The organism is Acinetobacter sp. YH16056_T, assembly GCF_024605895.1.
Lineage (GTDB): Bacteria > Pseudomonadota > Gammaproteobacteria > Pseudomonadales > Moraxellaceae > Acinetobacter > Acinetobacter amyesii.
In genome coordinates this window covers 2618974-2641833 of the sequence record NZ_CP094545.1, presented here as the reverse complement: position 1 = coordinate 2641833, position 22860 = coordinate 2618974, and the positions used below count along the sequence as shown (strand labels likewise).

Annotated in this window: 21 protein-coding genes and 1 pseudogene; 9 read left to right on the top strand and 13 right to left on the bottom strand. The window is 41.9% G+C overall.

Annotated elements, in window-relative coordinates; genetic code table 11:
* Positions 1 to 11: 11 nt before the first annotated feature.
* Both rsmA and MST17_RS12890 read left to right on the top strand, forming a co-directional pair.
* On the top strand, positions 12 to 824 hold the full coding sequence (gene rsmA / locus MST17_RS12895) for a 16S rRNA (adenine(1518)-N(6)/adenine(1519)-N(6))-dimethyltransferase RsmA (protein ID WP_180011634.1): 813 nt from the start codon (positions 12 to 14) through the stop codon (positions 822 to 824).
* Positions 825 to 830: 6 nt separating this feature from the next.
* Positions 831 to 1676 (top strand): symmetrical bis(5'-nucleosyl)-tetraphosphatase, encoded by an 846-nt coding sequence (locus MST17_RS12890; RefSeq protein WP_180026699.1) that lies wholly within the window; start codon positions 831 to 833, stop codon positions 1674 to 1676.
* A gap of 53 nt (positions 1677 to 1729) precedes the next feature.
* On the opposite strand, the gene MST17_RS12885 is transcribed toward MST17_RS12890, so the two are convergent.
* The 6 genes from MST17_RS12885 to hflX form a co-directional block, all read right to left on the bottom strand.
* Positions 1730 to 2176 carry a DUF2147 domain-containing protein gene (locus MST17_RS12885; RefSeq protein ID WP_180005129.1) on the bottom strand — a complete coding sequence of 149 codons (447 nt, stop codon included), beginning with the start codon at positions 2174 to 2176 and terminating at the stop codon, positions 1730 to 1732.
* Between the two features lie 143 nt (positions 2177 to 2319).
* Positions 2320 to 2769 (bottom strand): DUF2147 domain-containing protein, encoded by a 450-nt coding sequence (locus MST17_RS12880; protein ID WP_168379558.1) that lies wholly within the window; start codon positions 2767 to 2769, stop codon positions 2320 to 2322.
* A 60-nt stretch (positions 2770 to 2829) separates the two neighbouring features.
* The gene (locus MST17_RS12875) at positions 2830 to 3282 is read right to left on the bottom strand and encodes a DUF2147 domain-containing protein (protein WP_168379557.1); all 453 of its coding nucleotides are present in this window, start codon (positions 3280 to 3282) and stop codon (positions 2830 to 2832) included.
* A gap of 248 nt (positions 3283 to 3530) precedes the next feature.
* Positions 3531 to 4205: an LrgB family protein gene (locus MST17_RS12870; RefSeq protein WP_078190106.1), complete on the bottom strand. Its 675-nt coding sequence runs from the start codon at positions 4203 to 4205 to the stop codon at positions 3531 to 3533.
* Positions 4206 to 4216: 11 nt separating this feature from the next.
* Complete coding sequence (locus MST17_RS12865; RefSeq protein ID WP_168379556.1) at positions 4217 to 4588, bottom strand: hypothetical protein; 372 nt, start codon at positions 4586 to 4588, stop codon at positions 4217 to 4219.
* 43 nt (positions 4589 to 4631) lie between these two features.
* Positions 4632 to 5900, bottom strand: a complete 1269-nt coding sequence (gene hflX / locus MST17_RS12860) for a ribosome rescue GTPase HflX (RefSeq protein WP_218949191.1) — start codon at positions 5898 to 5900, stop codon at positions 4632 to 4634.
* A gap of 476 nt (positions 5901 to 6376) precedes the next feature.
* On the opposite strand from hflX, the gene MST17_RS12855 reads away from it, so the two are divergent.
* A complete protein-coding gene (locus tag MST17_RS12855) occupies positions 6377 to 7198 on the top strand; it encodes a 1-acyl-sn-glycerol-3-phosphate acyltransferase (protein WP_180026730.1) in 822 nt (273 codons plus the stop codon).
* A gap of 48 nt (positions 7199 to 7246) precedes the next feature.
* Here MST17_RS12855 and MST17_RS12850 read toward each other — a convergent pair whose 3' ends face one another.
* Complete coding sequence (locus MST17_RS12850; RefSeq protein WP_257224016.1) at positions 7247 to 8866, bottom strand: phospholipase D family protein; 1620 nt, start codon at positions 8864 to 8866, stop codon at positions 7247 to 7249.
* Between the two features lie 104 nt (positions 8867 to 8970).
* On the opposite strand from MST17_RS12850, the gene MST17_RS12845 reads away from it, so the two are divergent.
* A complete protein-coding gene (locus MST17_RS12845; protein ID WP_180026702.1) occupies positions 8971 to 9981 on the top strand; it encodes a metallophosphoesterase in 1011 nt (336 codons plus the stop codon).
* Positions 9982 to 10281: 300 nt separating this feature from the next.
* Here the strand turns inward: MST17_RS12845 and MST17_RS12840 are convergent, their stop codons facing one another.
* Both MST17_RS12840 and MST17_RS12835 read right to left on the bottom strand, forming a co-directional pair.
* Entirely contained in the window at positions 10282 to 11595 is a 1314-nt protein-coding gene (locus MST17_RS12840; protein ID WP_180026703.1) for an MFS transporter, read from the bottom strand.
* 145 nt (positions 11596 to 11740) lie between these two features.
* On the bottom strand, positions 11741 to 12382 hold the full coding sequence (locus MST17_RS12835; protein ID WP_180011623.1) for a hemolysin III family protein: 642 nt from the start codon (positions 12380 to 12382) through the stop codon (positions 11741 to 11743).
* Between the two features lie 107 nt (positions 12383 to 12489).
* Here MST17_RS12835 and MST17_RS12830 point away from each other — a divergent pair.
* Both MST17_RS12830 and MST17_RS12825 read left to right on the top strand, forming a co-directional pair.
* Positions 12490 to 13712: pseudogene (locus tag MST17_RS12830) on the top strand (SAM-dependent methyltransferase).
* An 11-nt stretch (positions 13713 to 13723) separates the two neighbouring features.
* On the top strand, positions 13724 to 14149 hold the full coding sequence (locus MST17_RS12825) for a GNAT family N-acetyltransferase (RefSeq protein WP_257222638.1): 426 nt from the start codon (positions 13724 to 13726) through the stop codon (positions 14147 to 14149).
* A gap of 79 nt (positions 14150 to 14228) precedes the next feature.
* Here MST17_RS12825 and MST17_RS12820 read toward each other — a convergent pair whose 3' ends face one another.
* The 3 genes from MST17_RS12820 to MST17_RS12810 form a co-directional block, all read right to left on the bottom strand.
* Complete coding sequence (locus MST17_RS12820; protein WP_078190097.1) at positions 14229 to 14567, bottom strand: hypothetical protein; 339 nt, start codon at positions 14565 to 14567, stop codon at positions 14229 to 14231.
* Between the two features lie 184 nt (positions 14568 to 14751).
* Positions 14752 to 16884 carry a 3-hydroxyacyl-CoA dehydrogenase NAD-binding domain-containing protein gene (locus tag MST17_RS12815; RefSeq protein ID WP_180026705.1) on the bottom strand — a complete coding sequence of 711 codons (2133 nt, stop codon included), beginning with the start codon at positions 16882 to 16884 and terminating at the stop codon, positions 14752 to 14754.
* Between the two features lie 307 nt (positions 16885 to 17191).
* Positions 17192 to 18397 carry an acetyl-CoA C-acetyltransferase gene (locus MST17_RS12810; RefSeq protein ID WP_180026706.1) on the bottom strand — a complete coding sequence of 402 codons (1206 nt, stop codon included), beginning with the start codon at positions 18395 to 18397 and terminating at the stop codon, positions 17192 to 17194.
* Between the two features lie 38 nt (positions 18398 to 18435).
* Between MST17_RS12810 and MST17_RS12805 the strand changes: the two genes are divergently transcribed.
* Complete coding sequence (locus MST17_RS12805) at positions 18436 to 18873, top strand: hypothetical protein (protein ID WP_257224698.1); 438 nt, start codon at positions 18436 to 18438, stop codon at positions 18871 to 18873.
* 50 nt (positions 18874 to 18923) lie between these two features.
* Here MST17_RS12805 and MST17_RS12800 read toward each other — a convergent pair whose 3' ends face one another.
* Positions 18924 to 19934: an AraC family transcriptional regulator gene (locus MST17_RS12800; RefSeq protein WP_078190094.1), complete on the bottom strand. Its 1011-nt coding sequence runs from the start codon at positions 19932 to 19934 to the stop codon at positions 18924 to 18926.
* A gap of 210 nt (positions 19935 to 20144) precedes the next feature.
* Here MST17_RS12800 and MST17_RS12795 point away from each other — a divergent pair, with 210 nt between their 5' ends.
* Both MST17_RS12795 and MST17_RS12790 read left to right on the top strand, forming a co-directional pair.
* Positions 20145 to 21266: a CaiB/BaiF CoA-transferase family protein gene (locus MST17_RS12795; protein ID WP_180026707.1), complete on the top strand. Its 1122-nt coding sequence runs from the start codon at positions 20145 to 20147 to the stop codon at positions 21264 to 21266.
* 216 nt (positions 21267 to 21482) lie between these two features.
* Entirely contained in the window at positions 21483 to 22721 is a 1239-nt protein-coding gene (locus MST17_RS12790) for a carbohydrate porin (RefSeq protein WP_257222677.1), read from the top strand.
* The last annotated feature ends 139 nt before the right edge of the window (positions 22722 to 22860 follow it).

Below are 22860 nucleotides of genomic sequence, written 5' to 3'. Positions count from 1 at the left end.
CGGAGAATTTTATGTATCAAATTAATGCCCTAAACCCAAAAGATGAAGGGCATCACACGCGTAAGCGGTTTGGACAGAATTTCTTACATGATCAACGTGTTATTGCCAAAATTGTACGTTCGGTAAATCCGCGTACTGGTGACAATATTGTCGAAATTGGTCCCGGTCTTGCCGCGCTTACATCGCCTTTAATTGGTGAATGTGATGCTCTAACTGTGGTTGAGCTGGACCGTGACTTAGCTGCAGGTTTGCCGGGCCGTGTGCCGCATCCTGAGCGCTTGACCATTGTTGAAACCGACGCGCTGAAATATGACTTTACCGAGCTGTTTGCCGAAGGCCGTCCTCTGCGCGTGGTTGGCAACTTGCCGTATAACATCTCGACTCCGCTGCTGTTTCATCTCTTGGAGTTTGGCGACAAAGTCAAAGACATGCACTTCATGCTGCAAAAAGAAGTCGTGGACCGTATTACCGCTTCACCGAATACTAAAGAATATGGTCGTTTATCGGTGATGATTCAATATTTCTGCAAACCGACGTTTTTATTTGAAGTGCCACCGGGCTCATTTAATCCGCCGCCAAAAGTCACCTCTGCGGTATTCCGTTTAGAGCCTTATGCCGTTAAACCGATTATGGCGAAAGATGAAAAAGCGCTTGCGCGTTTAGTTTCACATGTCTTTACTCAGCGCCGCAAGACCTTGCGTAACAGCTTAAAAGGCATGTTGGTTGAAGATGGTTTTGAAAATGCAGGGGTTGATCCAATGGCGCGTCCAGAAACCCTAACACTTGCAGAATTTGTCGCATTAGCAGATCAAATGGTGGCTTAAATAATTATGACTCGCAATATTCGCTATAACTATGTCATTGGTGATGTTCAAGGCTGTTTTGAAGCATTAAAAGCTTTACTGAAAGAGATTAAGTTTGATGCAGACCAAGATTTTATATGGTTTGCCGGTGATCTCGTCGCACGGGGTGAAAACTCGGTAGGCGCTTTGCGGTTCATCAAAAAATTAGTGGATAGTGAAGTTGCGGCGACGGTACTGGGCAATCATGATCTGACTTTGCTGGCATGCGCTCGCGGTATTAAGGATATCAATCCTAAAGACAATATCGATGATGTGATTCACGCTTTAGAAAGTGATGATTTGATTGATTGGTTACGCAAGCAGCCGCTGTGTCTATTTCCGAATGAGCAAACCATTTTGACTCATGCGGGTATTCCTTTGAATTGGACTGCGCAGCAAACCGCAGACTTGGCAATGGAAGTGGAAGCGGTGATTGGTCATGACGACTTTGATGTGGTCGATGCGTTTCTTCAAGTGATGTACGGTAAAGAGCCGAACCTATGGTCGGATGATTTGTCTGGTCATGCGCGCTTACGCTGTATTACCAACTATTTGACCCGCATGCGCTTAACCGATGCAGAAGGTCGATTAGAGTTCAGTTTTAAAGATTCACTCGATGACCCTATGCCGAAGGGTTTTAAGCCATGGTTTGAGTTTGAGTCACAAGCAGCTCAGACCCATCAAATTCTTTTTGGTCATTGGGCTGCTTTACAAGGAAAAAGCATTTCAGCAAAAATCCAAAATGTGGATGGCGGATGTGTTTGGGGCAATCAGTTGATGGCCTATCGTTTAGAAGATCAGTGCATGTTTGCGGTCGATAATCCTGTAATGTAAGTATTTAAAAATAAAAAAGCCGCATTCGTGCGGCTTTTTTATTGGTGTGTGGATTAGTCTAAACGAATCCAAGTTTGGTTACGACCCAAGACTGAAACGCCAATACTTGCACGGATCGAAATACGTTTTCCTGTGCTGTTTAAGCGGACTTTAGCATCATAAACTTTGCCAGAAAGAGGGTCGATAATACGACCTTTTTCATAATTATTCGTATTATTAATTTGCTTTAAACCTTTAACAATTTCCATGCCGAGAATCGGTTGGTTGGTATAAGGCGCAGGGCACTTATTACAGTTTTTTTGCGGTGTATAGCCCGGACGTGGTGTAATTTTAATAATTTTACCGGTATAGGTATTATTTGATTCTTTGTGAATCGAAATAATTGCTTTTGCAGCTCCTGTTTTATCGTCAATTTGTTGCCATGTGCCAGCAATGTCATTTGCAAATGCAACATTCATCATACCCAATGTACATAGGCTGAATAATATTTTTTTAAACATGATCGCTTGTCCCCGAGAAGCATGATTTATGAGCACGTATGTTAGAAAGTTTATGAGAATAGTCAACTTTAATTTAAAAATAATTTGAAGATATTCGGAATAAGAAAAACCGCCATGTCGGCGGTTTTTTTACTTGTTTGGGGTTACTCTTGGCGAATCCAAGTTTGGCTACGACCAAGTGCAGAAACACCCATATAACCCCGTAAAGTTAGGCGTTTCCCACTGGCATTTAAACGGATTTTTGTGTCGTAAACTTTGCCTGAAAGAGGGTCAATAATACGGCCTTTGTCGTAGTTATTAGTGCCTTCAATATGTTTTAAACCTGTTAAGATATCAAGGCCTAAGATTGGCTTGTTTTTGTAGGGTGCAGGGCAGTTTACGCAGGTGTCGCGTGGTGTATAGCCCGGACGCGGCGTCACTTTGATGATTTTACCCACGAATGTGCCATTACTTTCTTTACGGATTTCAATAATGGCTTTTTGTGAACCTGTTTTATCATCAATTTGTTGCCAAGTCCCTGAAAGGTCTTGAGCAAAAGCTGAACCACTCATTACAGCAGCTAAGAATAAGAGGCTCACTTTTAATTTTTTCATCAGATATTCCCTGTAGGTGGTTCACCTATGTCAAATCAATTTACTGAATAAATTTAAAATTTATTCAGCGCGAATCCATGTCTGTGTACGACCAATCGCGGAAATCCCCAGATATCCACGTAAATGTAAGCGCTTACCATTGGCAGAAATTTTGCCTTTTAAGCTGTAAATTTTGCCTGCCAAAGGATCAATAATTTTCCCTTGAGAGTAGGTATTTTCCCTTTCAAGTTTCAGCCCCTTAAATACATCCATCCCTAAAATAGGCTGGTTGGTATAAGGTGCAGGGCAATTCACACATTTTTCCTTTGGTGTATAACCCGGACGTGGCGTCACTTTGACAATTTTGCCGGTATAGGTGTCTTTGGCATCTTTTCGAATTTCGATCAGTGCTTTAGGCGAACCGGTTTTATCGTCAATTTGTTGCCAAGTCCCTGTAAGATCTTGAGCATAAAGTGCAGAGCTTGTGACTACGGCACCGAATAATGCAGCCCATTTCAAACTTTTTTCGATCATATTAATAATCCTTTATCAATACACTTTGTGAGGGTTTATTGATCATACTAGGTAATATTTGAACTTAGAGCAACTACTCTAAGCATAAATATTTACATTTTATTCGGGAAAGTTGACATGTTGCACAAAAGTGACTTTACCAAAAATGTAACATCCACAGCACATCGTTCAATGTGTTGTGGCGTACCCTTGAATTTATATTAAGTTTATTTTTTATACAAAACAATCATTTAAAAGTGATTGCTCAGTCACATATTTTGTAGATAGAGTATGAAAGTTGGCAACCAGATTGCTGTGAAGACTGCATTTACCGCCATGCCAAATGCTGCATAGCGCCCAGCAATGCTGCCGCGCTGCCAAGCTTGAGCTGTGCCAATCGCATGTGCAGCAAGTCCTAAGGCGAGTCCTGATGCACGTTCATCATGAATATTTTTGAGTATGATGGGTGAAAATGCTGCGCCAATCACCCCTGATAAAATCACAATCAAAATCACCAAAGGAATCGGGGAATGCAGCAGCGTCGCAATGTTGATGGCAATTGGGGTGGTCACTGCCCGTGTAGCAAAAGCCATAATGGTTGGATCTGACAAATGCAATAAATAAGCCAGCCCCATAGGGAGGGCAACGGCACTGATACTGGCAAAGACTAAAATCCCGCCCACGGCTTTTAATGGCAAGTCATCGTAGCGCATTGCTGCTAAAGGAATGGCCAAGGCCACTGTGACATAGCCGAGTAAGTTATTGAACAGTGGATTGACCTGTGCCATATAACTTTCATAGGAAATGCCAAAAAGATAGAGCATACCAATGACGAAAAACATCCCAATCACAATCACGGGGATTTGCGGTAATTTTTTATTAATGGGTTTTGCGACAAGATAGGCGATCAGGGTAATGATGAATCCAGAGATGATTGAAAGCATGTTGATTCTCCTTATAGCCATTTCTTAGACATTTTTGCGTAGACCCACAGCGGTATGAGGGTGCTGACAAAGAGAACAATCAAAAACATTGGAATTTCATCACCTAAATGCATCATCATCAGCAATGAGCCTGCACTAATGGGTAAGAAGGCAAAGGCACTTTCTTTCATGATTTTATTATTGGTATCGACCAAACTGGCTGGAATTTTGTTGAATTTTCTCCAAAATGAAAGCACGATCAGCAAGCTAATCAGTCCGACGAGATTACCTAATTCTGGGTGACTGAATTGCTTCATGACCCAGACCGCACCTTCACGGAAAAGAATAATTAATGCAAGAGTGCCTATCCAGGCTTTCCAGTCGATGCGCTTGATCCAGTCCATTTTTGTCTTTCGTTAAAATTATACAAATCAAGTTTTAACCGATTTAATCTTTAATTTCAAATTCTTCAAGAGGATGTTGGAATTGTTGCGCACGTGTTCCCAAAATTTCATCAATGGGTAAATGCGCCTGTTTAATCAGTTGTTCTAACTTATGTGGGGCAATGATGACATGCAAAATTAAGTTGCCTTGTTCATCATAACTTTCATTTTGGATCACATTGAGCGCATATAGTTGTGTTCTTAATTTACCATAAGCCGGTTTTAGATGGACTTCAAAGCTTTGAATTTGACCCATTAAGCATTCTTGAACCGCTTGGCGTAATAAGGGTAGACCTTTACCACTATGTGCTGAGACATAGACACGTTCCGGCTGATGTGGCTTGCCATAGATGATTTTAGGATCTTCGCCACTGACATCAATTTTGTTATAAACGCGCAGAATCGGAACATCGACACCAATTTCTTTCAGTACTTTTTCGACAGCCTCGATTTGTTCCATCATGTCAGGACTGCTGGAGTCAATGACATGTAACAATAAGGTCGCCTCCAACGTTTCTTCTAAGGTGGCTTTAAACGACTCGACCAGTGAGTGCGATAAATTACGCACAAAACCTACAGTATCTGCGAGAACTAAGTTGCCGATACCATCCCAATGTAGACGGCGTAAAGTTGGGTCAAGTGTCGCAAACAGTTGGTCTGCTGCATAGACATCACTTTTTGCTAAATTATTAAATAAGGTCGATTTACCAGCATTGGTATAACCCACCAATGACACGGTTGGAACAGCAGCTTTTTGACGTGCCACACGACCTTGCATACGTGTTTGGCGGACTTTCTCAAGTTTCGCTTTGAGTTGTCCCATACGGAGCTTGAGTAGCCGACGGTCAGTTTCCAGCAGCGTTTCACCCGGTCCACGTAGGCCGATCCCACCTTTTTGGCTATCGAGATCGCCACGACTACGAATCAGCCGTGAAGCCATATGTTGTAATTGGGCCAATTCAACTTGCAATTTACCTTCATAGGTACGTGCGCGTTGGGCAAAAATATCTAAAATTAATTCAGTGCGATCGACCACACGACATCGCATGATGCTTTCAAGATTACGTGCTTGGGCAGGGGTGAGGGCATGGTCAAAAATGACCAATTCGGCTTCATGCTCTGCAACCACTTCTGCAATTTCTTCAGCTTTCCCTGAGCCGATAAATAATTTGGCATCAGGCTTAATACGCTGAGCATGCACATGTTGCAAAATATTGGCACCTGCAGATTGAGCAAGTAAGTGGAATTCTTCGGCATCAAGGTCTGCGAGCATTTGTACTGCCACACTGACTAAAATTACGCGTTCACCGCTCGCTTGATGTTGATTTAAATTTTCCACTCAGCACACACTCCTGTTTAAAGATTCATTTTAGGCGAAAATGCAGTACGAGGGTTAATCTAAGTGAGGGATTAATGGCTAAGTTCTGTATGTCGTGCTATTCAATTAGAGAAAGCTTCGAAAGCTCAGCGCCAATAAGAAAAGCACACAAACATATATCAATGAAAAACCAGCAATGGCTTTTAACGCTTGCCATGAAGAAATAGGGGGATTGTCTGAATATGAATGATTCATAATTTTAACCTTTAAAACCGATATAAAAATAATATTTGATTTTTAAAAACGATTAAAATAGGGAAATATTATCTTCGACTTCGGTTTTTATGATCAATGCAAAAAAACTGTCTTCGGTATATGATGATGAAAATTTACGCCAAATTGTGGCACCGTGTCCTTTTAGTGAACCGTTTATGAATCAACCTCAAATCGTCAATACACCGCAAATTAATGTGTTTTCAAAATTTTATTTGTATTGTAAAAAAGTCGGTGCAGCAGCTGTTGCCGTGACGCAGGGTTTTTATTTGGTTTATCGTCATCAATTGTATAAAGACCCGAATAACCCGCAAAATACCCGCTATGTGCAGTATTTTTGTCGCAAGTTATGCAAAGTATTTAATCTTGAAGTCAAAGTGCATGGCGAAATTCCACGTCAACCAGCCCTTTGGGTAAGTAATCATATTTCATGGTTAGATGTGGCAGTTTTGGGTTCTGGCGCACGTGTTTTCTTTTTGGCGAAAGCTGAGATTGAAAAATGGCCGGTACTGGGTAATTTGGCGAAAGGCGGTGGCACCTTATTTATTAAGCGTGGTTCTGGCGACTCAATTAAAATTAAAGAACAAATTACGGGCTTCTTAAAACAAGATACGCCGGTACTCTTTTTCCCAGAAGCCACCACTTCAGATGGCAGCAAAATTAAAAAAATTCATGGTCGTATTTTAGGTGCGGCAATTGAAGCCGAACGTCCAGTCCAAATTTGCTTAATTTGCTATGTGAATCAGGACGGTGAACTCGATAATATTGCGCCCTATGTCGGAGACATTAGCTTTGATCGACATGTCAAAAATGTCTTAGAAATGCCGAAAGTCACAGCGCATCTGATGACATTGCCCGCAATTGATTCGGCAGGTCATACTGTTGACAGTCTGACACAAGAAGTGCAGCAAAAAATGAATCAGGGATTAGCAGAGCTTCAAGCTAAAGTTCTTAAAGCGCCAGTTCCAGTTGAAGCTTAATGAATTAGTGATACATGCTGCAAGGGGGATGCCTTTGCAGCACAATCCTTACATAAAGCCTTCGAGCGGCAACCAAGAGATAAATTTCACCCCTGCTTTTTGCCACCACTTGATTTTCGGTTCACGTGGATAAATACGCGTTTGACCATTTGACAGCTTAATTTTCCAATTGATCTGTTGGTCTGCATTGAGTACTAACTTATAGGCATATTTACTCAAATTTTCATCCATGGTGTAGTGGACTGCTTTGGCTAAGCGTGGGCTATTCAGTAATACCCCAATTTCAGTATTTAAATATGCTGAGCGAGGGTCAAAGTTAAATGAACCAATAAAAACTTGTTTTTCATCAATTGCCATCAGTTTGGCATGTAGGCTTGAACGGCTTAAACCTTTTAGACTAACTTTAGATTTTTCCGCCAACTCTTTGGTATTGGTGTTGAGGTTTTCTGCATCAGGTCTAGAGAGAAATTCATAGAGTTGAACGTCGTTTTCCAAGAGATCTTGACGATATTTGCTATAAAAAGCATGAACCAATGGCACGTCATTGGCCTGGAATGAGTTAGTCAAGACTCTGACTTTTACGCCATCTGCACGAAGATTTTTTAGGCGTTCAGCCCCTTTTTTTTCTGGGACAAAGTAGGCCGAAACGATATCGACACTTTGTTCCGGTTTATCTAAACGGTTGAGGAGCTGAAAGTTGAGATGCTCTTCTTTTTTAGCCTTAGATTTGATTTTGCTCGGGGAATCTTTGACCACTTCGGCTTTGACCCAATCAAATTGGATTTTATTGTTGAGCCAGTCATCAAAGGCATGTGAACGGTTAGCTAAGTCCAAATAATTGACCACAGTGGCTTCTTGATTATAGTCATCGAGTTGTTGTTTGAGACTGTCAAAGCGCAAACTATAGTGGTGTGGATTGACCAATTGACGTACTGGAAAGGCATAATCATCATTCCAATATTCGTCAAAAGAATGGATGATTTCATCGGATGCCGCACCGACCAGCATGACGTCAACATCGGAAAATTGATAATTATCACTGACGTTATAGTATTGGTTACTCATATTGCGACCACCAATCAATGCGATTTGATTGTCTGCAATAAAGCTTTTGTTGTGCATACGGCGGTTGATGCGTTTTAGATCCAGCACCATATCGACAGGGCGGAAATGTCGGAAGCGGTATGGGTTATACAGTTTGACATCAATATTGGCATGCTGGTCGAGTGCCATATAAATCCCTTCCATCTTTTTTGCATTGTTGTCATCGACCAATAAACGAATTTTCACCCCACGATCTGCAGCTTTGATCATGGCATGCAGGGCCAAAGCACCAATTTTGTCGTTATCCCAAATATAGTATTGTAGATCTAAACTTTTTTCGGCTTTATTGATCAGTTCGATTCGAGCCGCTAAGGCTTCTAATGGGTCATAAAGTACGTGGTAACCAGTTAAATTTGGATTTTGTTCACGTAGCGGCAGCACAATTTTCGCAAGGCTAGTATCGTCAGTGGGAGTATTAAAGGCATATTCCACAGGTTGAGTGTGCTGTTTAGGCAAGGTACTACATGCAGATAAAGTCAAAACAAGGCTACAACTCAGCAAAACCGCCTTAGTGCGGTTGTGTATGAAGGGCAAATTTTGCTGTTTCGGTGTAGCTGAGTTCATACTGTTAGACATACTAAAAAATTTGATTTGAGTATAAGTGTCAGCTGTGAAAAGATAAATATAGTGACCGAGTTTTCTCGTTAGGCAAATTGTAGAGCAAATGTATGTGGGAATTAGATTCCGTAGTGATGTATTTTTATATCGGGTTGGCTGTGCTGGGCGTTTGGGCAATTTCCCAAGCTTGGTTAAGTCAGTCACGCACGGAAACGATTCATCCGTTTAAAGCCTTCGTACATTTGTTGGCATTTTATCTTTCGTATTTACTTATCCCTTTGTTCTTCTTTAGCTTTTATGCAGGCTGGAGTGGCTATTATTCACTACATGAAGCGATTTTTGTCGGTGCTGTTACGGGGCTTTTGTGCTATGCCCGATTTATCGAGCCGCACATGATTCAGGTGAAAAAATGCCAATATCAATTGCATGAAACACGACAATTATTAAAGCCTGTACGCATTGCCTTAATTGGTGATTTACATATTGGTTTATTTTCGGGTCATGAACGTCAGTTAAAAATGATCGTCGATAAAATCAATGCACAAAATCCTGATTTGGTCGTGGTTGCAGGGGATTGGACTTATGAGCCTGAAAATAAGTTGGCTGAAGAACTGGCTGTACTGAAAAATATTATTGCGCCGATTTATTCGGTGAATGGTAATCATGATGAGCAATATCCCGGCCCGCCTATTCAAGAGTTATTAAAACATGCATTAGAAAGTAATCATGTGGTGGATATCGAAGGGCAAGTGGTGGAATTTAATGAGTTTCGCTTATTAGGCGTTGGGGACTTATGGGCTGGTAAAGCCGATATGCGCTATTTGCCAGAATTGCCACAAGATAAACCTTGGATCATTTTGTCGCATAATCCAGATACCGTTGATATGGTACCTAAACTGCCAGGACGACCATTGATGTTGTCGGGTCATACCCATGGTGGACAAGTGGAATTGCCATGGTTGACCGATTATGTAATGAAAAAAGTGTCGATTTTAGGTCATAAAAAAGGGCTATATCAGCATGACAATGCAGATGTCTTTGTCACTGTCGGTACGGGGATGGTTGGGGTACCTTTTCGTTTTCTTGTGCCACCGACCATTGATATTATCGAGTTGGTTTAATCAAAAACTACCGTTCATTATCGCTAAACGGTTTGGTGACTGTTCCTCTTGATGAAGAGCTACAAACCTTGTTTTGTTAATAAAATTGAACCGTGCCATCAGACATTTGCAGTTTGAAGTTGAGTGAATGACCGTGTCTTGCAACATAAGATGTGTATTGCTACTCAGTGGGATCTAAGCTGCATGCATGAATTTAATTATTTAAAATGCTGTCAACTACAGAGTATTCATCAGTTCATTGACTCAATTTGAGACATAAAAAAGCCAGCAATATGTGCTGGCTTTTTTATTATGTGCAGATTAAACCTGATTATTCACATCATCATTTTTGGTTTCGCGAATCATTAAGAACGCGATCAATGAAAGGATTGATGCTGCAGTTAGGTAGTAACCTACTGCATATAAACCATAGCCAGTTGCAAGTTTAGTTGCGATCAATGGCGCGAAAGATGCACCAAAAATACCAGCCATGTTAAAGGTTAAAGCTGAACCTGTGTAACGTACAGACGTTGGGAAGATTTCAGACAATACCGTACCAATTGGACCATAGGTTAAACCCATGATCGCAAGACCGATACATAGGAATAAGAACACCATCGCAGTACTGCCAGACTCAAGCATGCTTGAGAAGACTAAGCCAAACAATGCAGATACAACACATACCGCAATCGAAGTCGTTTTACGACCAAATTTTTCAGCAAATACAGCAGAAAGTGGAATGAAGGCAGCGAAACAAAGTGTGGCAACCAGTTGAAGTTTTAAAAATTCTTCACGTGTGTAACCAAGCTGGGTTGTACCCCATTGTAAAGCGAATACTGTGGTTAAGTAGAACACTACAAATGTACAAATCGCGGCAATCGTACCGAGAATTAACATCCCCCAATGCTTGATGATCACTTCTTTGAATGGAATGTTAACTTCTTTTTGCTTATCCAAAACTTTTTGGAACGCAGGTGTTTCATGTAATTTTAGACGAATCCACAGACCGACAATAACCAATAGCGCACTTGCAATGAATGGAATACGCCAACCCCATTGCATAAACTCAGCTTCAGACATGAAGTGACCTAAGGTCAAGAATGAGCCTGTTGCAAGAATAAAGCCGATTGGCGCGCCCAATTGAGGGAACATACCATACCAAGCACGTTTGCCTTCTGGCGCATTTTCAGTTGCAAGTAGCACGGCACCTGACCATTCACCACCTAAACCAAGACCTTGACCTAAGCGACAAAGTGCAAGCATGAGCGGAGCAGCGATACCAATTTGAGCATAGGTTGGAAGCAAGCCGATACATACTGTCGAAATCCCCATGGTGAGGAGAGCGGCAACTAATGTGGCTTTACGACCGATACGGTCACCTAAATGGCCAAAGAATGCTGCGCCAATCGGGCGAGCAATAAAGGCAATCGCAAACGTTGCTAAAGATTGAATTGTTGCGGTTGTTGGATCTGTACTTGCAGGGAAGAACAGATGCGGGAAGATAATTACAGCCGCAGTTGCATAGATGTAGAAATCGAAGAACTCGATTGTGGTACCTACAAGACTTGCTGTAAGTACGCGGAATTTTGAATTTGTTGGTTGCTGTTCAGTGGCAGCAGCACTTGAAGACGCCATGGTGGACCTTACACTTACTAAAAATAATTGAACTTAGTTTTAAAAGCGTAATCTTTTTAAAAAAGGCGTAATTTCTTAAAAAAATACGAAATACCAACTTACGAACTGCGGAATTAGGGTCACTAAAGAATGCAGTGTCAGTGGGTTATATCACGTAGAGATAAATCGACAGGAAATGTGATCCTGCACCTATCAATACAAAAATATGCCAGATAGCGTGTGTATATCTTACCTTTTTTAAGGCATAAAACAATGCACCGATTGTATAAGATAGCCCGCCAATGATCAGGTAGGTTAAAGCTTGATCAGATAAAAAGCGTTGCATATCATCCATTACCAGTACTGCAAGCCATCCCATCACCAAATAGGCAATCAACGAAATCTTTTGAAAACGATGAATGAAAATTAATTTGAATAGTGTCCCAATTGCGGCAATGACCCACAGTGCAATGAGTAAATAATGCGCTTTTGCGGTAGGCAGTGCGATTGCCAGAAACGGGGTGTAAGTGCCTGCAATTAAATAATAGATTGCAGTATGGTCGAGTTTTTTGTACCAACCACGGCGCTCAGGAGACTCTGCGAAGTGATATAGACTCGATGCTGAAAACAATAACAGCATACTGAATGCATACACCCAAAGTGCAAGCCATTGTCCAGTTGGAAGGTAGGAGCCTTTTAAAATCAGTAGGATACCTGCGATGGCAGACAAAGCCGCACCGAAAGCATGGGTATAGAAATTCAGTCTTTCTTCAGCTGGGTCATAAGCTAAAAGATGGGGAGCATTCATAACGTATCTTTTATAATAATTTAAATATACACATGTATAGTAATTCAATTTTGCTTTTGGTGTAAGAAGATTTAAAATTGTTTTGCAAATTTATCTAGGTTTATATTATGTCATCTTTGGCTTCTCCCTCTACGCAAGAGCAGCAATTTTTAGCAGCCTTTCAGCAAGCCATTGAAACACAGCGTTTTGATCGCATGATTTTGAGTCAGTATAAAGGTGAATTAGACCAATTAGAAAAAATGACCTTGCGAGTCATTTCGCTGCAAGGTGAGTCATTTCTTAGTTGTTTATATCGTTATAGAACCCAAGACATCACCAAAAACTATCCAATGGCAGCTGCATATCAACAAGTCGAAAGTTTATTGAGTTGTTGTAAGCAAGCCAACCTGATGACCTTGGATGAAGAAATTCAGCTCAAAAAAAATAAAAAGAAAGCGATGCTAAGCATCAGCAAAAAGCAGGCAGCCTTAGGGAAAAATCCTACGGAGCAGCAAGGACATGATCGAGCGAAACATCGTTATGTCGATCAAGACAGTTATTTCTTACAGCCACTCGGTATTACGGATGCAAAAGCACAAATTATTCCGAGCATGGCACGTAAATGGAAACAAATTAATAAATTTGTAGAAATTTTTTCAGGCGCTTTAAGCCAGATCAAAGAGACCGATCAATCTCTACATGTCGTGGATTTTGGTTCAGGTAAAGGCTATCTGACTTTTGCATTATATGATTATTTAGCAAAACACCAGCAAGTGCCTAAAGTGACAGGGGTTGAGCTAAATCCGAAAATGGTGGAATTTTGCCAAAGCGTTGCTCAGCAGTCGAATTTCAGCCAACTGGATTTTTTCCAAGGCGATGTTCGTACCTATGCGCCTGAGCGCTTAGATGTCATGATTGCACTGCACGCTTGTGATGTAGCAACGGACTTTGCGATTCATACCGGCATTCATTAAATGCGCAAATGATCATGTGTGCGCCGTGTTGTCATAAAGAATTGCGTCCGCAATTGAAAGCGCCGCAAGTACTTGCACCGATGTTGCAATTTGGCATTCATGCGGGCCAGCAAGCAGAGATGCTTACTGACACGATTCGTGCACTTTTATTGAAAGCATATGGTTATGAAACCAAAGTCTTTGAATTTGTGGCACTTGAGCATACCAGTAAAAATAAAATGATCTTGGCAACCAAACGTGCAGACTATGTCGAGCCTGATCAAGCGGTATTGGTACAGATTCAAGCTTTAAAAGACATGTATGGCATTCAAAAGCATTCCTTGGAATTATTGTTAAATGATCAATGGGACCAGCAAGATATTGGCTGTAAATGCTAAAGGATGACGGGATGCAGCAGTTAAATATTCAATTCGGTCCGTGGGAGCAACTGGCATCTGCAGCTCGGCCGATACGTGAACAGGTCTTTATTTTAGAACAGCAGATATCGCCCGAAGATGAATGGGATGCAGAAGATGAGATTTCACTGCATTTTATTGTTCATGATGGGATGAAAGCTATTGCAACTGCTCGTTTGTTGAAAAATAACAGTATAGGCCGTGTTGCTGTTTTAAAGGCTCATCGCGGTCAGGGGATTGGTAAAATCTTGATGCAAGCCATCATTCAACAAGCGACATTAGAGCAACGTGAATATTTAAAACTATCTTCACAAGTGCATGCTATCCCTTTTTATGCAGCGTTGGGTTTTGTTGTTGAAGGTGATGAATATTTAGATTGTGGTATTCCGCATCAAGATATGTATATGGCTTTGGCTTAAATACTTAAAATTGGACAGCTATAAATAAAAAACGCTTAATATTTTAAGCGTTTTTTATTTGCATAGATTGGGTCAAAGCTTAGTGACCATGATCATTCGATGCAGTAGGTTCAGGGCTCATGTCATCCATATGTGCATGTTGTTCTTCGGTCATATGCATGTCTGCTGCAGTCGGTGCAGATGCTTCACGAGCTGCTTGATCAGCTTGCGCCTTTTTCAACGCTTCTTCTGACATCACAGGGGCATTTTTAAATGCATGCTGTTGAGTATTGTCTTTTTTCTGTTGGCTCGGCATATAGTCTGGTTCATTGGTCACAGCAAGCCAGAAAATACCCATGAATAGCGCACCTAAAATACAGAAGATAATCAGTGCTTTCCAGCCCCATGGTGATTTTTCAGGAGAAGTATGATCTGTCATAACAAGCTACTCAATCGGATAAAAAGAAATCAAAAAACTTGTTACTTTATAACATAAAACTGATGAGAGTTCGCGTAAATTCTAGGCTTGTTTGCAAACACGCGACTGAGAAGGAAAATAAAAAGGAGCCGAAGCTCCTTTTGATGTGATTGAACAGCAAAATTTGCATGCTCAAAATGAATAATTAAATCTGCTCAGCTTTCGCCACTTTGTCTTTCAGCAATTGCGGTGCTTTGAAGCGTTCGCCATATTTTGCTTCTAGTGTATTGGCACGTAATAGCGCTTTTTCCAAACCATATTGGTTTAAAAATTGAAGTGCACCACCTGTCCAAGGGGCAAAACCAATCCCGAAGATTGATCCGACATTGCCATCAACAGTCGATTCTAAAACACCTTCTTCTAGGCAGCGTAAGGTATCGAGTGACTGTACAAACAGGAAGCGGTCAATCATTTCCTGTTCAGAAATAGCATTATCTTTCTGCCATTTGCTCAAGCCATCCCAAAGGTGCTTTTTACCGCCTTCAGGATATTCATAAAAACCTGCACCAGCTACTTTACCTTTACGTCCGAACTCATGAATCATCGTTTGAATAACGTCATCCGCACCTGAACGTGGTAGGTCTTTGCCTTCGGCTTGCAAGGCTTTACGTGTCTCGGCCGCAACATGCTCAGACAGCGTTAAAGACACTTCATCTTGAATCGCCAATGGGCCTACAGGCATGCCGGCTTTTAGTGCAGCCATTTCAATGCGGGCAGGGTGTACGCCTTCAGACAGCAGACGTAAACCTTCTTGCACAAAGGTGCCAAAGACACGGCTGGTAAAGAAGCCACGGTTGTCATTCACTACAATTGGCGTTTTGCCAATTTGCTGCACAAAGTCAAAGGCTTTAGCCAAAGTTTCAGCCGAAGTGTTTTTACCTTTAATAATTTCCACTAATTGCATTTTGTCGACAGGACTAAAGAAATGTAGACCGATAAATTTAGCTTGATCTTGAGATGCATTGGCCAAGCCTGAAATCGGCAAGGTTGAGGTGTTGGATGCAAAAATACCGCCATCTGCCAAATAGGCTTCTGCTTCTTGTGTCACTTTGGCTTTGAGTTCGACATTTTCAAATACCGCTTCAATGATCAAGTCGCAGCCTTGTAAGTCGGCAGCATCTGCAGTGGCATGAATCAGTCCTAAAACTTGATCACATTTTTCTGCACTTAAACGGCCTTGAGATACTTTTTTATCTAGCAGTTTTTGGCTATAGGCTTTGCCTTTTTCAGCAGCTTCAACAGAAACATCTTTGAGTACAACTGCAATGCCTTTTGATGCTGTGGCATAAGCGATGCCTGCACCCATCATGCCTGCACCTAAAATACCAACTTTGGTGGCTTGCCATTTCGCGACGTCTTTTGGACGGCTTGCACCAGACTTAATAGCGTTGAGACCATGCCAGAAGGTGCCGATCATATTTTTAGAAATTTGACCGGTTGCAAGGTAAGTAAAGTAACGTGATTCAATCGTGAGCGCCGTATCAACATCGACCTGAGCGCCTTCAACAGCAGCCGACATAATGGCTTCAGGCGCAGGGTAACAGCCCTTGGTTTTGTCACGCAGCATAGCGGGGGCAATGGCGAGCATTTGCGCCACAGCAGGAGTCGATGGCGTACCGCCCGGAATTTTATAGCCTTTTACATCAAAGGGCTGCTGTGATTTTGGATTGGCTTTGACCCACGCAATCGCTTTGTCCATCAGGTCTTCAAGGCTATCTGCAGTGTCTTGAATCAGCCCGAGCGATTTGGCTTTTTCGACACCAACTTGTTTGCCTTCCATCAAGAGCGGAAAAGCATTTTGCAGACCCAATAAACGTACCATACGTACAATACCGCCACCGCCCGGTAGTAAGCCTAAAGTTACTTCTGGTAAGCCAAATTTCGCCTTAGCATCATTCAGTGCGATTCGATAATGACAACCGAGTGCTAACTCCCAACCACCGCCCAGCGCTGTGCCATTTAAGGCTGCAACAACAGGAATGCCGCGTGTTTCGATATAACGCAGTTTGGCTTTCATTTCTTCAATCATATTGAAGAATTCAGTTGCATGCTCAGGTGTAGCTTGAATCAGTTCGTCTAAATCACCGCCTGCAAAGAAGGTTTTTTTTGCGGAACGGAAAATAATCCCTACAATATTTTCATCTGCTTGCAGTTTGTCTACCGTTTCAGCCAGTGCCGTGCGGAAGTCTGCATTCATGGTGTTGGCAGATTGGTTTGGAGAATCTAAAGTTAAAATGACGATATTGTCGGCATTTTTTTCAAATTGAATTGCGCTCATAAATTTTATCCAAATATTTTTATGACTTTGCTAGTGATTTTTGAGATTTAAATTATTCATCGTCACTACGGAGTCTTTACAAATTTGTTTATTACTGTTTTTTTCATTTCAGCTAAAGCAGTGCTTTAGCTTCATTCAGGTTCGACCTACTTTTGTTTCGGCAAAAGTAGGCAAAACCATTTGTCATCCACAAAACCTGTCAACTAATGTCTTTTTTCTAAAAGTTCGCAGAAACATTATTTTCAATTTTTGGTCAGGTTGTGGATGACACATACCAAGTATCAAATGCTGTGTACGGTTCGGTTAATTAAACTAGCTCAATAATCGTTGCGATGCCCATACCACCGCCCACACACAAGGTTGCTAAACCGCGTTTTTTACCTTGGCGTTCTAGTTCATCCATCAGGGTGCCTAAAATCATGGCGCCTGTTGCACCCAGCGGATGTCCTAATGCAATTGCACCGCCATTCACATTGACTTTGGTAGGATCAACCTTGAGTTCGGTAATAAAACGCATCACGACTGCTGCAAAAGCTTCGTTCACTTCAAATAGGTCAATATCATCAATGGTTAAGTTAGCTTTGGCTAAGGCTTTACGTGCAGCAGGTGCAGGGCCAGTCAGCATAATGGTTGGGTCTGCACCCACCAATGCAGTGGCAAGCACTTTGGCACGCGGTTTTAGGCCTTGTTCTTTGATCGCTTTTTCAGAGGCAAGCAATACTACGGCAGCACCATCAACGATGCCCGATGAATTCCCTGCATGGTGTACATGGTTGACTGCGCCGACTTCAGGATATTTTTGCAAGGCAATGGCATCAAAGCCCATTTGTCCCATCATGGCAAAACTTGGGTTGAGCTTGCCTAAGCCTTCTGCTGTGGTCGTTGGTTTAATAAATTCATCTTTGGCTAAAACTGTCACGCCTGCTTTGTCTTTAACAGGAACGACAGATTGGTCAAAATAACCATTGGCTTGAGCTGCTGCGGCTTTTTGCTGAGAGTTGGCTGCAAAGGCATCCACATCTGCTCGGCTGTAACCGTCAATGGTGGCAATTAAATCGGCTCCAATGCCTTGTGGAATAAAGTCACAGGCCATATTGGTTTCAGGGTCAAGCGCCCAAGGACCGCCATCTGAGCCCATCGGCACACGAGACATCGACTCTACACCGCCAGCCACCACAAGGTCTTCCCAGCCAGAGCGGACCTTTTGCGCTGCCATATTCACAGCTTCTAAACCTGATGCACAAAAACGGTTGATTTGAACGCCTGCTACATCATTGTCCCAACCTGCTGCAATGGCTGCGGTTTTGGCAATGTCTGCGCCTTGGTCACCAATTGGAGTTACACAGCCCAGTACAATGTCGTCTACTGCAGCGGTGTCAAATTGATGGCGGTTTTGCAATTCGTTCAATAAACCGGTCAGTAGGCTGATGGGTTTAACGGCATGCAGTGAACCATCTTTTTTACCTTTTCCGCGCGGTGTGCGAATGGCATCAATGATGTAAGCCTCGCTCATAATCCTGTCCCTATGATCTATAAATTTTTATTGGTTTTTTGAGTGTACGGATTAATCAAGCCGGTGCAATGATGAGAACGGGCGAGTCGTTTGATATTTTTGGTCAACGCTTGCTGCTGAATAAGATAAAAATCAACCTGCACATTGAAAGCGAGGATCGGTTAAGATCAGTTGCTATCGATTCAGTACATATTGAAGATCTGCTTATGCATAAAAATGTGAAGCGAGTGTTGAAAGGTCTGGCTTGGCTTGTTTTTGCAGGCTGCTTAGGTTTTGTATGCTTGATCGGTTTTTATATTTATATGATCTATGGCATTCATCCTTCAGATGAAGGGACTGGCGGCTTAGCCTGTGAGTATGATCGAAATGATCATGTAACCAAGGCAGAAATGTATCGGATACAGGATGGCAAACGCGTGATCACGCCCGTCGATCCATTGCTTTGTCAAAAACAACGTGCAGATTTTCCGAAATAAAAAAACCTGATCGAGATCAGGTTTTAGAGAATGCTATTTTTGAATATTGCTTAATGATAACCATGTAATTGGCGATATAGGCCTGGTGTTACACCGGTCCACTTTTTAAAGGCACGGTGGAAAGTACTGGTTTCACTAAAACCGACTTGCTGTGCAACATCTTCAAGCGTTAAGTCTGGATTAAGCAATAAGTGAATTGCAGCATCACGACGTAAGGCATCTTTCACACCTTGGTAGCTCTTACCTTCAGCGGCTAAACGACGACGTAGTGTTTGCGGCGATAGATACAGCATTGAAGCAACATCGTTCAAGGTTGGCATTTCTTCGCCAATTTGACTCTTCAGCACATCACGGATACGAGATGTTAATGAATTAGTATTTTTAAATTTAACCAATAACTGTGCAGGAGCCGCTTTTAAGAATTCTTCAAGCGTTTCTTCGTTTTGACGAATGGGTAAATCTAAATAATCCGCTGCAAATGTAATTTCAGTTCGTGGTGTATCAAACTGCATGACAGGTGCAAAAAACAAGGCATCATATTCGTCAGCATGTTCAGGACGTTCATAACCGAAGTGAACACGCTCTAAAGGCAGACGACGTTCAATCAACCAAGAAGCGAGACCATGCCAAATCATCAGCATACTTTCTGTAATGAAATGGTCTGGGTCCATAGATTTTGGAATTTGAGGAACTAAACGTGCTTCGTGCTTATCACGTTCTAGTGTCACCGACCATTCATCGCCAAACAGTTTGTAGAACTGCGAAGACAATTCGAGTGCATCACCGAGGGTTTTTGCATGAATAATCAATTGGCACATAATGGCAAAAGTACCCAAGCGGCGCGGTTGAATATCAAAACCGACATGTTCGTCTTGAGTCACCATCCACAACATTTTAATAAAACGTGTGTATTGTTCAGGTGAAATACGGGCTTTGGGTTGGCGTAGAAGTTCAGCCTCAATGCCAACATGAGACAATAAAGTTTCGACATCCATGCCGAGACGTTTCACACCAGTTAAGGCTGCGTTGACGAAATGGATACTGATCGTATCACGACTCATGTTTAATCCTTCAGTCTCTTTAATGTTCACAAATGTTTGACCTAAATGACGCTAAAAAAAGAAATCATGGCAATTTACAACAGCGGTTTTGCCATTTTTACATGGTAAATTGCCGAAACTATCAAGGTAAATGGCTGAACATGACATTGTTTTAATCATTTTATATTTCTACCATGGATAAAAAATCTACACAATTAGAGAAAAATATCCATGGAAGCTGCTTTAAAAGGATTGAAAGTACTCGACTTTTCGACATTACTCCCAGGGCCATTTGCGACCTTGTATTTGGTTGACATGGGTGCGGAAGTTGTGCATATTGAGTCACCGACGCGTCCCGATCTGGTTCGTTTGATGCCACCTTATGCCAATGGGCAAGCCACAGCGCATAGTTATTTAAATCGCAATAAACAATCCATCGCATTAGATTTAAAAGATCCGAAAAGTATTGAATTGATCAAAGCCAAAATTTCAGATTTTGATATCGTGGTAGAACAATTTCGTCCAGGTGTCATGCAACGCTTGGGTTTGGATTATGCAGTTTTGGCCGAAATTAATCCGCGACTTATTTACTGCTCGATTACGGGTTATGGTCAAACTGGGCACTACAAAGACCGTGCAGGGCATGACATCAACTACTTGGCTTTATCGGGTATTTCAGGTCATAGCGGACGCCAAGATAGTGGCCCGCCACCGATGGGGATTCAAATCGCCGATGTGGCAGGCGGATCAATGCATGCGATTACTGGCATCTTAGCTGCGGTGATTGAGCGTTACCGTAGCGGCTTAGGACAATATATTGATATTTCCATGACCGATTGCGCTGTCGCATTGAACAATATGGCTGCAGCTGGCGTATTGGCTGCCAATGCGGTAACCGCGGCAGAGACGGCACATCTGAATGGCGGAAGTTTCTATGACTATTATCGAACCCAAGATGGTCGTTATCTGTCTATAGGTGGTTTGGAGCCACAGTTTTTACATGGATTGGCGCAAATTCTAGATTTACCCGCTTTAGCAACGCAAGGCATGTCATTTGATCCGCAAGACCAGACTGAAATTAAGCATGCAATTGCCCGAAAAATACTAACCAAAACATGGGCTGAGTGGAAAAAGATTTTTGCCTCTCAAGATGTCTGTGTGGAACCAGTTTTAAGTTTGGACGAAGCTCTAAATTCACAATTGGCCCAAGAGCGGCATTGGTGTGTTGAAGTTCCGCTACAAGAAGGCGACACAATGACACAAACTCAACTGGCATGTCCGATTAAATTTTCTAGATCAGCATTGATTTATACCCATGTGGGTAAAACTTTAGGTGCGGATAATTGGTTATGAAAGGTATAAAAAAAGGTGATAAGTTAAACAATAAAACCTTTAAAATCTCTTAATTAGATAAACATCTATGTAAATATTGAGAGTTGTTAACAAAAAAATAAATAAATTATACAAATGTGAGAGTATTATATGAGCTATTAACACAATTGGTATATAGGTCTCCAAATGAAAATAGCTGTGAGTAAACTTGGATCTTTATATCTTAGCCTCGGCATAATGCTTGCGGGTTCAGCAACCCAAGCGGCAACTACTGCAGATGCTTTCAGTTCTGAAAGCCCATGGATGTTCGGTGATTGGAACGGTCAACGAACAGCGCTTCAACAGAAAGGTTACGATTTTAGTTTTAGTTATGGTGGCGAATTAGCCACTTTGTTAGATGCAAAGCATGCTTCTGGTCATGGCACTGAATATGCGGACCAATTCGCGATCGGGGCACATCTCGATTTAGAAAAAATTGCGGGTTGGAAAGATACCGAAGCACAAATCAATATCACTGAACGTAATGGTCGTTCATTGTCTCAAACTTCAGATGCATTAAATGGTCATTTAAGTGCAACACAAGAAGTGTGGGGTCGTGGTCAAACTTGGCGTTTGACTGATTTTTGGATCAAGAAAAAATTCTTAGACCAAAAATTAGATATTAAAGTCGGTCGTTTTGGTGAAGGTGAAGATTTCAACAGCTTTGACTGTGACTTTCAAAACCTAGCACTTTGTGGTTCACAAGTGGGTAACTGGGTTGGTGACCAATGGTACAACTGGCCAGTTAGCCAATGGGCTGCTCGCGTGAAATATAACATTCAGCCTGAACTCTACGCACAAGTCGGGGTTTATGAATACAACCCTGAAAATCTAAAACGTGGTAAAGGTTGGAACTTGAGTACTGATGGTTCTAAAGGTGCGATTATTCCTGCTGAAGTGGTGTGGACTCCAAAAGTGGGGACACAAAAGCTACCGGGTGAATACCGTGCAGGTTACTACTACAGTACCGCTGATGCCGATGTCATTGATAGCCCAGTAAATGAAAAAGATCACCATCAAGGTGGTTGGATTGTGGCGAAACAACAACTGACAGCACACAAAGACGATGCCTCACGTGGCTTAAGCGGTTTTGTGAATGTGACTGTGCATGACTCAGACACCAACAATGTGAGTGATATGCAAAACATTGGCTTGGTCTACAAAGGTGCATTTGATGCACGTCCTCAGGATGAAATTGCGATTGGTTTAGGTCGTATCAGCATTAATGATGATGTGAATGATGCCAATATTGCCAATAACAGCGTTGATGCACGCGGTCTACAAAGTGAAGAGTATGACGCAGAAATTTACTACGGTATTCATGCAGCAAACTGGCTGACTATTCGTCCAAATATTCAATATATCCGTCACGTCGGTGCTTACAAAAATGGTGAGAATGCGTGGGTCGGCGGTATCAAATTTCAAACAGCATTTTAATTGATGTCAAATTAGAGTTCTTATAAAAGCAATTCGGTAATTCTGAGAAAAATTACGATATTTTCCCTTGAATTGTTTTTGTAACAACTTCTCTTTGCGACATAAAAACGGTGGTGTGTTGAATGTGTTTCACGCACCA